At 64.3% G+C, this 13773-nt stretch carries 13 protein-coding genes and 1 pseudogene; 4 read left to right on the top strand and 10 right to left on the bottom strand.

Translation table 11 applies throughout. The features are described 5' to 3' along the window. The 8 genes and pseudogenes from AC5RT4_RS13595 to AC5RT4_RS13560 all read right to left on the bottom strand — a co-directional run. Positions 1-802, bottom strand: a pseudogene (locus AC5RT4_RS13595) (HNH endonuclease signature motif containing protein); the annotation flags it as partial. A 201-nt stretch (positions 803-1003) separates the two neighbouring features. Further along, complete coding sequence (locus AC5RT4_RS13590) at positions 1004-1474, bottom strand: YtxH domain-containing protein (protein WP_494106072.1); 471 nt, start codon at positions 1472-1474, stop codon at positions 1004-1006. A gap of 112 nt (positions 1475-1586) precedes the next feature. Then, positions 1587-1853 carry a GlsB/YeaQ/YmgE family stress response membrane protein gene (locus AC5RT4_RS13585; RefSeq protein WP_494040503.1) on the bottom strand — a complete coding sequence of 89 codons (267 nt, stop codon included), beginning with the start codon at positions 1851-1853 and terminating at the stop codon, positions 1587-1589. Positions 1854-1985: 132 nt separating this feature from the next. Next, positions 1986-2819, bottom strand: coding sequence for an aldo/keto reductase (locus AC5RT4_RS13580; RefSeq protein WP_494106071.1), 834 nt, complete (start codon positions 2817-2819; stop codon positions 1986-1988). 32 nt (positions 2820-2851) lie between these two features. After that, the gene (locus AC5RT4_RS13575) at positions 2852-5404 is read right to left on the bottom strand and encodes a rhamnogalacturonan lyase (protein ID WP_494106070.1); all 2553 of its coding nucleotides are present in this window, start codon (positions 5402-5404) and stop codon (positions 2852-2854) included. 133 nt (positions 5405-5537) lie between these two features. Then, a complete protein-coding gene (locus AC5RT4_RS13570) occupies positions 5538-6566 on the bottom strand; it encodes an NAD-dependent epimerase/dehydratase family protein (RefSeq protein WP_494106069.1) in 1029 nt (342 codons plus the stop codon). Further along, positions 6560-7531, bottom strand: a complete 972-nt coding sequence (locus AC5RT4_RS13565; protein ID WP_494040507.1) for an aldo/keto reductase — start codon at positions 7529-7531, stop codon at positions 6560-6562. The genes AC5RT4_RS13570 and AC5RT4_RS13565 overlap by 7 nt, the downstream gene beginning before the upstream one ends. Before the next feature lie 33 nt (positions 7532-7564). Then, on the bottom strand, positions 7565-8386 hold the full coding sequence (locus tag AC5RT4_RS13560) for an aldo/keto reductase (RefSeq protein ID WP_494106068.1): 822 nt from the start codon (positions 8384-8386) through the stop codon (positions 7565-7567). Positions 8387-8592: 206 nt separating this feature from the next. Between AC5RT4_RS13560 and AC5RT4_RS13555 the strand changes: the two genes are divergently transcribed. Both AC5RT4_RS13555 and AC5RT4_RS13550 read left to right on the top strand, forming a co-directional pair. Next, positions 8593-9510: a helix-turn-helix domain-containing protein gene (locus tag AC5RT4_RS13555; RefSeq protein WP_494106067.1), complete on the top strand. Its 918-nt coding sequence runs from the start codon at positions 8593-8595 to the stop codon at positions 9508-9510. A gap of 140 nt (positions 9511-9650) precedes the next feature. Further along, a complete protein-coding gene (locus AC5RT4_RS13550) occupies positions 9651-9869 on the top strand; it encodes a hypothetical protein (protein ID WP_494106066.1) in 219 nt (72 codons plus the stop codon). An 80-nt stretch (positions 9870-9949) separates the two neighbouring features. On the opposite strand, the gene AC5RT4_RS13545 is transcribed toward AC5RT4_RS13550, so the two are convergent. Continuing rightward, positions 9950-10162, bottom strand: a complete 213-nt coding sequence (locus AC5RT4_RS13545) for a dodecin (RefSeq protein WP_256249351.1) — start codon at positions 10160-10162, stop codon at positions 9950-9952. Positions 10163-10292: 130 nt separating this feature from the next. Beyond that, positions 10293-10997 (bottom strand): FadR/GntR family transcriptional regulator, encoded by a 705-nt coding sequence (locus AC5RT4_RS13540; protein WP_494106065.1) that lies wholly within the window; start codon positions 10995-10997, stop codon positions 10293-10295. A gap of 154 nt (positions 10998-11151) precedes the next feature. On the opposite strand from AC5RT4_RS13540, the gene AC5RT4_RS13535 reads away from it, so the two are divergent. Continuing rightward, positions 11152-12636, top strand: coding sequence for a four-carbon acid sugar kinase family protein (locus AC5RT4_RS13535; RefSeq protein ID WP_494106064.1), 1485 nt, complete (start codon positions 11152-11154; stop codon positions 12634-12636). 160 nt (positions 12637-12796) lie between these two features. Then, positions 12797-13696 (top strand): NAD(P)-dependent oxidoreductase, encoded by a 900-nt coding sequence (locus tag AC5RT4_RS13530; protein ID WP_494106063.1) that lies wholly within the window; start codon positions 12797-12799, stop codon positions 13694-13696. Positions 13697-13773: the final 77 nt, after the last annotated feature.

The following is a 13773-nucleotide window of genomic DNA, read 5'->3' as shown; positions in this document are numbered from 1 at the left end:
TGGTGAGGTGTTCGCGTGGGGCCGGGATGGTCTGGCCGGTGAGGGTGGTGGCGGGCAGGATGTCCGCGGCGAGGGCGAGCCGGCGGTGGGCTTCGCTTTTGCCGATCCGGAGCCGTTGGCGGAGGAACTCGGCGGTGGTGGCGCACCCGTCATCGGCCGGTGAGGTGACCATAGGGGCAGTAGGTGTACCGGTTGCTGTTGGAGCTGCCGGCCAGGCGGTGTCTGTTTCGGTCAGGGTTTCCACGGCGTTGTCCCAGCCGGTGACCCAGCCTTTGCCTGTCCGGGTCCGGCAGGTCCGGGCGGTGTCGGCGGCGGTAATGGCCTGTGTTCGGGTGCGGTCTACGGTCCCTGCGGCGAGGACCTGCAGGTACTCCACGGTCCGGGAGAGGTCTTCCACGTGCCCGGCGAAATCAGCGGCTTTAACGTAGTCAGCCCCGGCCAGCACACCCGGTGCGGCTGCAGCGGCCGCCGTCAGAAGCCGGCCACACTCGGCCAAACCCAGCGGCAATTCAGTGCGTACCGGGTCTGCCACGGCCAAGGCCGCCGCTTCATCCGGCGCAGCTTTATCCGGTACAGCTTCGTCCGCGTCAGATTCATCAGGTTTGGGTTCAGACGGCTCGGGTTCATTCAGTTCGGGTTTATGCGGCGCGGGACCGCCGGGAACGACGCCGAGGCGACTGGTCAGACCGACGCGAGTGCCGCCGTCGTACGCCTCAAGGCCGCCGGCGGAACTGCTCCCAGCCCGCGCCAGCACAGCGGCAGAACCGCCGAACCCCGCTAGCTGTTCCCCAATGGCTTCCATAGGACAACTCTGCCAAACACCCCTGACAAAACCGCGAGCAAAAGCAACTATGTGGATAAGAGGGTGAGCTGGCGTTAAACGCCGCGGGCCGCCGCGTCCCTCAAGGATCGCGACGGCCAGCACGGCAATTTACTTGTAGCACGTCAGTGCTGGGCCCCCTGTCACAAGGGAGCGCCGCGCCCTAACGGGCAGCCGCGCCAGCTACGGCTTTGATTCCGGTTCGCCGCTGGAGGTGTCCAGGTAAAGCGTCTCGGGATGGGTGCTGTGGGCAGGGATGTGGCCACCGTCAAGGCTGGAAACCCCGGGGGTGCCGGAAGTAGTGCCCGAAACGCCAGGTGTCCCCCCGGCAGTAGTTCCAGCCGTGCCGCCTGAGGCATCCGAAGTAGTAGCGGCATCGGACGTGGACTTGCCGGATGCGGACGAGGAGTCACGGTGCATTGCGGAGCCAATGACGGTACTTGCGCGGCGGGCCGCTTCGGTCAGCTGGTCCGCAACTTCAGGGGCCTTCTCCTTGAAGGCCTCTGTTGCCACGGACACCTTGTCCTGGACAGGCTTGCTGTCCCAGATGCCCGCAGCGCGTGCCTTGAGCTTGTCGTAAGCTGCCCGGCCGGACCGTGATCCGAGAACATACCCGGTGGTGATGCCGATACCTAAAAGAAGTTTGTTTTTCATGATGAACTCCTGCTCCCTGAGAAGGTTTCAGTTCCGGCCAGAGAGGCCGGGAGATAGGAAAACCGGCCAGGGGATGTTGTCCCAAGGCCGGTTTTCCTGGCTTGCCCGCTAGTTAGCGGCGCGCGCCGCGCTTGGTGATCATGCCGTACACCAGCAGCACGATCAGTGCGCCGCCGATGGCCAGCAGCCACGTCTGCAGGGAGAAGAACTCCTGCAGACCGGTGCCGAAGAGCATTCCGCCAATCCAGCCGCCGAGGAGTGCTCCAACGACGCCCAGAACAAGGGTGATGAGCCAGCCGCCACCCTGGTGGCCCGGAAGGATCGCCTTAGCGATCGCACCAGCAATAAGTCCGAGAATTAGAAATGCAATGAATCCCATTTTTTGTTCCTCTTCCTAAGTAAAGGAGGCCTCCGGATCCCGGAAGCACTTCATCCTTCTGCCTCAATAGTAATCATGCTTACTATCTATTTGCCAACCCCGGTTTTTAGAAAAAGCCCATTTCAGGGCCATTCAGTGGCCCGTCACGTCAGAATCGTTGCCCGCGTTGGGCCCCTCATCGAGGATCGATAACTCCGCTAGATCCTGCGCGTCCAGGGCGAAATCGAAGATGTCCAGGTTCTCCCGCATCCGCTCCGGATTGGATGTTTTGGGAACTGTCACAATTCCGTTCTGGACATGCCACCGAAGGACCAGTTGGCTGGGTGTTTTGCCATACTTTTCCCCCAGCTGGGACAGGATCGGGGCACTCAAGAGGCCGGCTCCGTCCCCTCCCAACGGGCTGTAGGACTGCGTCACAATCCCGTGCCGGTCATGGAACTCCCTTTCCGCTACGCGGGTGACTGCCGGATTCAGCTGAATCTGGTTAACAGCCGGCACTGTGTCCGTCTCGGCCATCAGCCGCTCCAAATGGGCGGGCTTGAAGTTGGAAACACCAATGGAACGCGCCTTGCCCTCCCCCTGCAGCCGCTCGAAGGTCCGCCAGGTGGACACATACTCGTCCCTCTGGGGCAGCGGCCAGTGGACCAGGAACAGGTCCACGTAGTCGAGCCCCAGCCGCTTCAACGCCCCTTCCAGCCCTTCCACGGCCCGGTCGTTGCCCTGGAACTGGCCATCGACCTTGGTGGTGATGAACACTTCGTCCCGGTCCACGCCACTGGCCCGGAGACCGTTGCCCACGCCTTGTTCATTCCCGTACTTAACGGCAGTATCGATGTGCCTGTAGCCGGCTTCCAGGGCTTGTACGACGGCGGTCGCCGCCTGGTCATCGTCCATGGGCCAGGTGCCGAGGCCCACTTGCGGGATGGAGTAGCCGTCATTGAGTTTGATCAGCGGTGCGAGTGTCATTGCAACAGTCTCTCCCTTATGTGGCGGCCGTCCTAGCCCCCGAACGCCTTCAGAATGTTTTCCGCGTTGTAGCTCAGGGCAACGCGTGCGTCGTTGGAGACCTTGTCCGGGTTCTTCTGCTGGCTGAGGAAGTCCGTGAAGCGCTGCAGCGCCTGCCCGGCCTTGGCTGCGTCGCCGTCCTCAACGGCCTTGGCAGCCTGCCGGAGTCCCGCCGTCAGCTGGCTGGCCACCGGCCCCGCAACGTCTCCTGATTCGACCAGGTCTTCCAGAACGTGCTCCAGCGCTTTTACGCTGCCGGGGAGCCAGGCGGCGCGCAGGGGAACATTTGCGAAGTCCATGTCGGAGGCGAGGTAGAAGTCCGTATAGGCCGGCTGGTTATAAGCGGTGTTCTGCCGTGCAACTTCTGCACGGTACTGGGGATCCTGCATCAGGGTGTAGAGCTTGTGGTTGGTCACCTCGGTACTCAGGTACATGCGCAGGGCTGAACTGTCCGCAGTCCTCACCAGCAGTTCCTCCCGCCAGTCACCCACCACGTCCGCCACCAGGCTGGGGGTGCCCTTTGTGCCGTTGTTGGTGCGGGTGTCCGTAGCAGTGAGCAACCGCCCGCGCTTCCAGTCGTCAATGCTTGGGGTGTCATTTCCGGACCCGTTGATGAGCTGCGTGGTCATGTCCGCGGCCCACTTGATGCTCATGTTGGTGCCCGGGGTTCTGGTGGAGAGCTTGTCTCCATCGGCCGACTGCATGCCGATGGCCCAGTTCTCGATGCCGGGAACGGCAGGATCAACATCCCCGATCATCCCGCGGCCGGTGTCCTTGCCGGAGTAGGCGCCGAAGAGAACTTCACCGTTGGCGGCGTCGCGCATGGCGTAGCCGTAGGGCGCATAGGTGCCGCCTTCGTGCACGCTGAAGATTTCCTTGCCCGGCCGTGCAGGATCGATGTCGGTGACGTGCATGGCATCGCCGTGGCCCAGGCGCGCTTCGGTGCCCGGGGTGGCGCTGCCGGCCGGCATGGTGTCGAAGGAGCTGTAGAGCAGCGAGCCGTCGTCGTCGATCGTTGCGGAGCCGTAAACAACTTCCTGCTTGCCGTCACCGTCAACGTCCGAGGCACTTAGTGAGTGGAAGCCCTGGGTGGTCAGCTTGCCGAACTCGGGGTCGGTGCCGTCACGCCCGTGCGGGCCGTCATTGAACGGGTTGGTCATGGGCGTCCAGCCCGAGTCGATGTTCCACTCGGGGGAGAGGTCGGACCCGTCCCAGGTGTAGGCGGCAAGGGTGCTGCGCGTGTAGTAGCCGCGGGCGAACACGGCCGCGGGCTTCTTGCCGTCCAGGTAGGCGACTCCGGCGAGAAACCGGTCCACGCGGTTGCCCGGCTCAATGCGGGCCATGGCGTAATCGCCCCACATGAGGCCGTCGTCGTGCCTGCCGGGCTCATAGGCAACCGTCTTCAGTTCCTTGCCCGAGGCGCCTTCAAAGACAGTAAGGTACTCCGGGCCGGACAGGACAAAGCCCTCGAAGGCCCGCAGGTTGTTCTTGGTGTTGCGGGACGGCGCATAGACGTCCATGAAGTAGTCAGCGAGTGCCTTGGCGTCCGGTTCGGACAGCGGGTACTGGTACTTCGGCGCGATTCCGAACGCTTCCTCCAGCGTGGCAGGCCAGTTGCCGGCCTTCACTTCCGGGTGCTCACTCCAGCCCTGGAACATTGTCACCATGTGCTGGTAGTAGTCAGCGGCGCTCATCCGGTAGTCGTCGGAGTTGGAGTAGCCGGCAACGATGTCCGGCTGCAGCAGGGAGATGAAGCTTTCCGAAGCTACGCTGCCGTCGGCGTTGAAGTTGATGCTTTTGGTTCCCGGCGCCGTCTTCATCATCATCTCCGCGCGGCCGTCGCCGTCGAAGTCGTTGACCAGGAGTTGGGTGTAGTGGGCGCCGGAGCGGATGTTCACGCCGAGGTCGATGCGGTGGAGGAGGGTGCCGTCCGTCTTGTAGGTGTCAACATAGGTGTTCCCGGTGTAACCCACCTGGGAGACGTCCTTGGAGTTGTTCGGGTCCCATTTGACGACGAACTCGTACTGGCCGTCACCGTCCACGTCACCAATGGAGGCATCGTTCGCAGCGTAGGTGTATGCCTGACCCGTGGGGGTGACACCGTCGGCCGGCTTTTTGAGGGGGATGTCCGTGAAGTTGCCGCCCCAGGACGTGGCGCTTGGGCTCCGGTCCAGTTCAACGCCGCCGACGACGGCCCGCACCTGGTATTCCGACGCCGCGGTTCCAGCAGCGTCCTGGTAGTTGGTGCTGTCCGTGACGGTCGCCAGCTTCTCGCCGTCCCGGTAGACGTTGAAGTCCGTGCCGGTTAGGCCGGTGGCAGAGGAACCGGTGGCTTCGTGGCCAAGGAGGCGCCAGCTGAGGAACACTCCTTCCGACGTCTTGGCGGCCACCAGGCCGCGGTCCAGGTGGTCCAGCTGGACGCCGGGGGCGCCGGGCTTCGGGGAACGTTCGACGGCGGAGGCCGGGGTGGAGAGGCAGCCCAGGGCCAGGGCAACTCCCAGGGCACCTGCCGAAAGAAGGCGAGCGGGGTTCCTGCTCGGATTCATCAGTGAATCCTTTCAATTTTGTCGTGGGAAAACGCTTCCCCCGATAACCTAGCGGCAGGGGCGTGCCCAAAACAAGCCTTGCGCCATGCCGGTAAGGAAGGTATTTAGAACGTTGTAAATTGAGCTGGCCGGCTCAGGCGCCGCGGCGTGTCCAGGCGGTCAGCCGGTCACTCAGGTCCATAAACTCCCGGTTGACTACCTGCAGCCCAGGGTTGGCGTCGTACCAGCCCACGATTTCCCGGGCTCCGTCGGCAAAGGGGACGGTGGCGCAATAGTCCGGCACCAGGGACTTGATCTTGGCGTTGTCGAACACCACCGAGTGGGAGCGGTCGCCCAGCAGGTTGGGCCCGAGCTCGTCGCTGTGCGCGGCGATGGTTTCCGATGCAACGTGAACGAGTTCCGGCTCCGGGACACCTGCTGCCCGGGCGAACAGCTGATAGATCTGGTTCCAGGGCAGGTACTCATCGGAAGTGATGGTGTAGCTTTCGCCTACCGCCTGGGGCCGGCCCAGCAGCCCCACGAATGCCTTGGCCAAGTCCCTGCTGTGGGTCAATGTCCAGAGCGAGGTGCCGTCGCCATGCACCATGACCGGCAGCCCTGCACGCATCCTGTGGATGTCCGTCCAGCCGCCCACCATGGCAATCTTGGTGCGGTCGTAGGTATGGGACGGACGGACCACCGTGAGCGGAAAGTCCTGTTCCCGGTAAGCCTCGTAAAACAGTTCCTCACAGGCGATCTTGTCCCGGGAGTACTGCCAGAACGGGTTTTTCAGCGGTGTGGATTCGCGGATGGGCAGGCGCGTCGGAGGCTTCTGATAGGCGGACGCGGAACTGATGAACACGTACTGGCCGGTGCGGCCGGCAAACAGGTCGAGGCTGGCTTTGGCCTGGTCCGGCTTGTACGTGATGAAGTCCGCAACGGTGTCGAACTCCCGCCCGGCCAGCGCCTCCTGAACCGCTGAGACATCCCGGACGTCCGCGTGCAGAATCTCCACCCCAGCCGGGACCGGCCTGGTGGACCGGCCCCGGTTGAGGATTGTGAGCCGGTGGCCCAGCGCGACGGCGCGTTGTGCCGCCGCCGCGCTGATCACCCCGGTGCCGCCAATGAATAGGATGCTTTTTGGCGCCACCGTTCCAGCCTCGCTGACGGGTGGGTTTACCACGCGTAGTCTTCCGGTGCGGTCCGGTGCCCGGGGAAGATGTCGTCGAGCCGCTTCAGCGCATCGGCGTCAAGGGTGACGTCTAATGCGCGGACGGCGGCGTCGAGCTGTTCCTGGGTGCGCGGCCCCACGATTGGCGCCGTGACCGCGGGCTGGTGCAGCAGCCAGGCGAGGGCAATGTCGCCGGGCTCCTGGCCCAGGTCATCGGCAAAGTCCTCATACTGCTGAATCTGGTCCTGGTGCTTCTTGAGGGTCTCAGCTGCCCTGCCCTCGGTCCGCCGGACACCCTGCCGCTCCTTTTTCAGCACCCCGCCGAGGAGTCCGCCCTGCAGCGGGGACCAGGGGATGAGCCCGAGACCGTACTGCTGGGCCGCCGGAATAACCTCCAGTTCCACCTGGCGCATGAACAGGTTGTAGATGGATTGCTCGCTGACCAGGCCGGTGTAGTTGCGCCTCCGGGCAGCTTCCTGCGCCTGGGCGATGTGCCAGCCGGCGAAGTTGCTGCTGCCGGAGTAGAGGATTTTGCCCTGCTGCACCGCCACCTCGATGGCCTGCCAGATCTCGTCCCACGGGGTGTTCCGGTCGATATGGTGGAACTGGTAGATGTCAATGTAGTCCGTCTGCAGGCGTTTCAGGCTTGCATCCAGCGCACGCCGGATGTTCAGCGCAGAGAGCTTGGATTCATTGGGGCGGTCTGTCATGGTCCCGTAGAGCTTGGTGGCCAGCACCGTGTGCTCCCGGCGCTCGCCGCCCTTGGCGAACCAGCGGCCGATGATTTCCTCGGTCCAGCCCCGGTGCCCGGCTCCGCCGTACACGTTGGCGGTATCGAAGAAGTTGATTCCCTGGTCACGTGCGGAGTCCATGATGCTGTGGGCTTCGGCTTCCTCTGTCTGGGGGCCGAAGTTCATGGTTCCCAGGCAGAGCCGGGAGACTTTCAGGCCTGAGCGGCCCAGTTGGGTGTACTGCATTCGAAGTCCTTTCGGTGGTTGAGCCCGTCGAAACTACAGCTGTGTGAAGGAGGCGACGGCGGGATCGGACCCTTGGCGCGCTCCGGACTCCAGTGCCGTAATGGCGGAAAATTCCTCGTCGGAAAGTGTGAGGGCGGACGCGGCGAAGTTTTCACGGATGCGTGACCCCTGGCTGGACTTAGGGATGACGATGTTTCCGGCCGCCAAGTGCCAGGCCAGCACCACCTGGGCGGTGGTGGCGTTGTGGTCATTTGAGATGGCGGTCACTGCGTTGCGGTTCAGATCCGCACCGCGGCCGAGGGGACTGTAAGCCTCCACTGCGATGCCAAGGCTCCGGCACTTGTCCGCCAGTTCCGCCTGCTGGTAGCTGGGGTGCAGCTCAATCTGGTTCACGGCCGGGACGATTTCCGCAGATTCCAGTAGCTCGTCCAGGTGCTCGGGCAGGAAGTTGGAGACCCCGATAGCGCGGATCTGGTTGTTCTCGTACAGCCGCTCCATCTCCTTCCATGCCTGCACGTACAGGTTCTGCGACGGGACCGGCCAATGGATGAGGTACAGGTCCACATAGTCCAGGCCCAGTGCCTTGCGGCTGTTCTGGAATGCTTCCTGGGCCCGGTCCTGTTCGCCGTTGCGAAGTTTTGTGGTGATGAAGATGTCCTCGCGCGGGATGCCGGTGGCCGCGACTGCAGCTCCCACGCCGGCCTCGTTGCGGTAGGCGGCAGCGGTGTCGATGTGGCGGTATCCGGCCTCAAGGGCGTCCTCCACGGTCCGCTGGGTGTCTTCCGGCGGTACCTGGAAAACGCCGAAACCAAGTTGGGGGATGGTGACGCCGTTGTTCAGTGTCAGCTCTGACATGGGTGGCTCCTTGTAAAAAGGCGGGGTAAAGGTGAGGGGGTGCCGTGGGCTCGACCGTGAGAAAGCGGTTTCCGCTTGGCTCGGTATTGAGCCTATGCACTTTTGACGGCTCTGTCAGTAAGCAAGGCTGATCTTATTTTTCCTAGGACTGCCAGTCCTACCTTCGTTGTAGAACCGTTTGGACAGCGCGGGTCACAATGGTTTGCATGGGTCAAAGCGCCGAGTTCGGCAAATTTCTTAAAGCCATGCGTTCCCGGCTAACGCCCGAGGACGCCGGAACCAGTCGGTCCACGGGTGCCCGCAGGGTGCCCGGCCTCCGGCGGGAAGAGGTGGCACGACTGGCGGGCGTCAGCACGGACTACTATGTCCGGTTGGAACAGGGCCGGAACATCCACCCTTCGCGCACTGTCCTGGAGGCAGTGTCCCGGGCGCTCCGCCTCAGCAGCAGCGAGCAGGCCCACATGATGGACCTTTTGGAGCACTGCGCCGCCTCGCCGCGGGCAGCGGGGCAGGTGGCCCAAGGCGTTCGTCCGGCTCTGCGTTACCTCCTTGAGGCAGTGGGGGATGTTCCAGCCCTGGTGCTTGGCCGCCGCACCGACGTGCTCGCGGGTAATCGTTTGGCCTTCCTGCTTTTCACCGACTTTCCTGCCCTTCCTGCGCTGGAACGGAACTTGACCCGCTGGCTCATCCTGGACCCCGCTGCCCGCGAGCTGTTCCGGGACTGGAAGACAGTGGCTGCCGAAGCCGCCGGCGCGCTCCGCCTGGATGTCGGCAGGCATCCCAACGACGCGCAGGCCAACCAGTTAGTGGGCGAACTGGCGGTGAACAGCGAGCATTTCCGACAATGGTGGGCGGGGCACCGGGTGGCCACGCGGTCCGCGGGAATGGTCCGCCTGTATCACCCCGTCATCGGAGAACTCGAGCTGAACTTTGAAAACCTCGTTCTTCCGGAGGACCCGGACCAGACGCTCCGGATCTATTCCGCCCGGCCGGGGTCGCCGTCCGCCGATGCCCTGGCAATGCTCGGCAGCCTCGGTGCCGCCGGCGCCGGCGCAACAAGTCAGGACGGGCAGGCCAAAGCGGCGGCCGACGCTCCCGTAGCCGCCACCGAGGGCGGGGAGTAAGAGGGCGGAAGTAACCCGAACCTGCGCCCCTGTACTATTGGCCAGCAGCAGCGACCAATTCTGGCCATGAGCCCATAGGGATCGTTCCCTGCCCTTCCTAGGCTGGGAAAACAAGCTCCCACCCAAGGATGGTCTCAACGATGAAACGCATCGCCCTGCTGAAGGAACGCCAAACTTCCGCCGCCACCGGCCCGCCCTCCACCGCCACGGGCTCCCACTGCCCGGCCTCCGGCCTTTGGAGCCCTGACCTCGACCCGCATACCGTGCTGTCCTTCTTCCAAGGACACGTTTTTCCGGCGTTCGACGGCGCTCCCACAGTCTGGCGGCGCCGTTCAGCAGGTACAGGCCCGGCTAATTAGCAGGGGCTGAACGCAGAACTGGCCCGCAGTCAGTGCCGCCCACTACGAGCGGCACTGACTGCGGGCCAGTTGGCTTTGACTTAGTGATCTTCGAGCCGGAAACCGAGCTTGATGGTCACCTGCCAGTCGGCGATCTTGCCCTCTTCCAGGTGACCCCGGATTTCCTTGACCTCAAACCAGTCAAGATTCCGGAGGGTCTGGGATGCCTTGGCTATTCCGTTCCGGACGGCGTCATCCACTCCCTGATCCGACGTGCCGACAATTTCAGAAATGCTGTATGTGTGGTTGGACAACTTCGCTCCTCGTGATTGCCTTGCGCACCCAGTTTGCGGGCCGTCCTTGAAGACTAATGGCACGCCAAGAACGTTGGCCAGTCCCCGGACGGGAACTGCAGCTCCCGGCCCTGACCCCTCGAGGGGATACTCACTGGGCTTCAAGCACCAGGTTCCTGAGGTCATCGAGGGTCTGCTGCATGTGCGCGTCCATGGCTTCACGTGCCCGTGATGCATCATGGGACTCCAGTGCCTCGGCGATGTTCTGGTGATGGCCAATAGCGTGTTCCTGGATCTCCGGCACCGCCGAGGTCTCTGCCCGCCGTTTTTCCAGCACGCGGTGGAGCGGTTCGAACAACACGGCCACAAAAACGTTTTCGGAGGAATGCAGGATCAGGTCGTGGAAGGCCAAATCTGCCGCCACGAAAGCGGCAACATCGTTCACTCCGTGGGCGGCCCGCATTGCGGCCACGTGACCGTAGAGCGTCTGGATGTCGGCGTCGCTGATGCGTCCTGCCGCAAGTTCACAGGCGCCTGTCTCCAGCATGCGCCGCAGCTCGATGAGCTGGACGGACGCCTCTGCCTCGTTTTTGCCTTCGGAAGCGGCGCGCAGCACGGCTTCGAGTGATGTCCACCGGTTCAACGGATTGACGAAAGTGCCGCGGCCGCGCTCCACGCTGAGGATCTGCTGCGCCTCCAGGGTCTTCATCGCCTCGCGGACAGTCATGCGGCTGACGTCGTGCCTGGCGCTGAGTTCATGCTCGCCGGGGACGGCGGCACCGGGCGGAAAATCGCCTGCGATGATCCGGTCAAGGAGTTCATCAGCCACCTGGCCTACCAGCGACTTTCTTGCCATTGCTGCCCCCGTCGGTACCTCCGTGGATATGTCAGACAAGTCTACTTGCGCGTCTTTATGTCCTGTGCCACACTGGCATTCAGATAGAGATGTCAGACATCTTACAGTTTTCACATCCGGATCAGTCCCGGATTCATACACAATGGAGTGCACTGTGGCGCTTGAAGCAGACGTTCTTGCCGGCTACCCGGCCGAAGTCCGGATTCCCGCCGAACTGGTGGCCGGCACGCTGGCTGCCTCCAACGCGGAGACCCCGCGCGTCCTGGTAGTGCTCGACGACGACCCCACCGGTACGCAGTCCGTGGCAGATTTGCCCGTGCTCACCAGCTGGGACGTGGAGGACTTCATCTGGGCTTTTGGCCAGTCAAAACCCGCCGTTTACGTCCTCACCAACACCCGCAGCCTGGACCCAGCAGAGGCCGCGGCCCGCAACGAAGAAGTGGTCCGCAACGCCCTTGCCGCCGCCGGCTCGCCTGAAGGGCTGCGCCTCGGGTTCGTCAGCCGCAGCGATTCCACCCTTCGCGGCCACTATCCTCTGGAACCGGATGTCATTGCCGCTACGGTTGCCGATGTCAGCGGTGAAAAAACCGACGGCGTAGTGCTGGTCCCCGCCTTTCCCGACGCCGGGCGCGTCACCATCGGCGGTGTCCACTACATGCGCGGCACCGGCGGAGCCGGCGGCACTCTAACTCCTGTGTCGGAGACCGAGTTTGCCGAGGACGCCACGTTCGGCTTCACCACGTCCGTCATGGCGGACTACGTCGAAGAGAAGTCCCAAGGACGTTTCGCAGCGGACTCCGTGATCGTCCTGGACCTGAACACCATTCGCGCCGGTGCTGCAGCCCAGGACCCCGCCATCAGTGCCAACGCCATCGCCGATGCCATCGATGCGGCCACGGACTCCACTCCGATCGTGGCTGACATCGTCACCGAAAACGACCTCCGCGCCCTGTCCCTGGGCCTGGAAGAAGCCGAGCGGCGGGGCAAAAAGCTGCTCTACCGCGTGGGTCCGCCGTTTGGCCGCGCCCGGATCGGCCAGGAAATCCGCACCGAGCTGACTGCAGCGGAAGCCTACGCCGGCAACACTCCATCCGAAGCAGGCGGGCTCATCGTTGTCGGCTCCCACGTCGGCGTCACCACCCGCCAGCTCAAGGCACTCACCGAGCAGCACCGCGCGGCACGCATCGTGGAGATCGACGTCGAGAGGCTCCTTGGTGCCGAAACAGAAGCGGCCGCCCACCTGGACCTCACCGTGGACACCGTCGTCGAAGCCCTTCGCGAAGGTGACGTCATCGTCCACACCAGCCGCCTGCTGATCAAGACTGACGACCCCGCCGAGAGCCTTCGGATCGCCCGCACGGTGTCCGCCGCCGTCGTCGCCGTGGTCAACCGGACGCTGAAAACCTTCCCGCCCCGGTTCGTCATCGCCAAGGGCGGCATCACCTCCTCCGACGTTGCCGCGCACGGCCTGGAGATCCGCCACGCTATTGTCCGCGGGCCCATGCTTCCCGGCATCGTCTCGCTCTGGGAGCCGGTGGACGGCCCCGCCAAGGGCATCCCGTACATCGTCTTCGCCGGCAACGTGGGCGATGACCAGTCACTGGCCGACGTCACCCGCAAGCTCAGCAACACCTTCTAGTCCCCACGGCCCCCCTAGCCTCGCAAGTCCGCACCGGCTCCCACCCCTCGCAAGCTCGGGGCGGGGCCCTCGCCGGTGCGGCTCCACGGCCAGGGAACCCTGTCCGCGTGGCCCCACCCGCCACTCGTCGTAATTCCCCCAGAATTCAATGGAGAACATCATGACCAGCAGCTACACCGTTACCGTCCTGGGCCTCGGCGCCATGGGACTGCCCATGGCCACCCGGATGGCCTCCCAGCTGACCGTGCACGGCTACGACATCGCCGAGCCGCGCCTGAAGCTGGCCGAGGAAGCGGGCATCACCACATTCGCCACAGCCCGCGAAGCCGCCAAGGGCGCCGACGCCGTGCTCCTGGCGGTCCGCAACGGCGAACAGCTCAACGACGTCCTCTTCGGCGAGAACGGCGTCGCCTCCGTGCTGGAGCCCGGTGCCGTCGTCATCCTCGGCAGCACCGTGGGCACCGAGCCAATCCCCGGCACCGTGGCCAAGCTTGCCGAGTACGGCGTGGAGCTTGTTGACGCCCCGCTGTCCGGCGGACCCAAGCGCGCCGGAGAAGGCGACCTGCTGATCGTCGTGGGCGCTTCGCCTGAGGCCCGGGGGAAAGCAGCCCCGGCCCTGGAGTTGCTGGCTTCGACCCTGACCGTGGTGGGCGATAAGCCCGGCGACGGCCAGGCCCTGAAAACCGTCAACCAGCTGCTCTGCGGCGTCCATATCGCAGCTGCCGCCGAGGCCATGGCCCTCGCCGACGCCCTGGGACTTGACCAGGCCAAGACCCTGGCCGCCCTCGAAGCCGGTGCCGCTGGCTCGTTCATGCTGTCCAACCGCGGGCCCCGCATCCTCGAGGCGTACAACGAGGAAGGCGCGGAGGTGCTGTCCCGCCTGGACATCTTCGTCAAGGATATGGGCATCGTGGGCAAGGCCACCCGCGCCGCCGGGCTGGCAGCTCCGGTTGCAGCCGCTGCCGAGCAGCTCTACCTCCTGGGCCAGGCACAGGGCCTCGCCGCCGCTGATGACTCCGCCGTCATCAAGGTCGTCGCCCCCACCAAGCGCACCCAGTAACAAGCCACCTTCCCCCAAAACGTACGACGACGGCGGTCCCCCCTCCGCCGTCGTCGTACCCACCCAGCTCGCCAGGC

It is taken from the genome of Arthrobacter sp. sptzw42, from assembly GCF_059089685.1.
The sequence above is the reverse complement of the archived record's forward strand: the minus strand, read 5'-3'. Positions and strand labels throughout refer to the sequence as shown.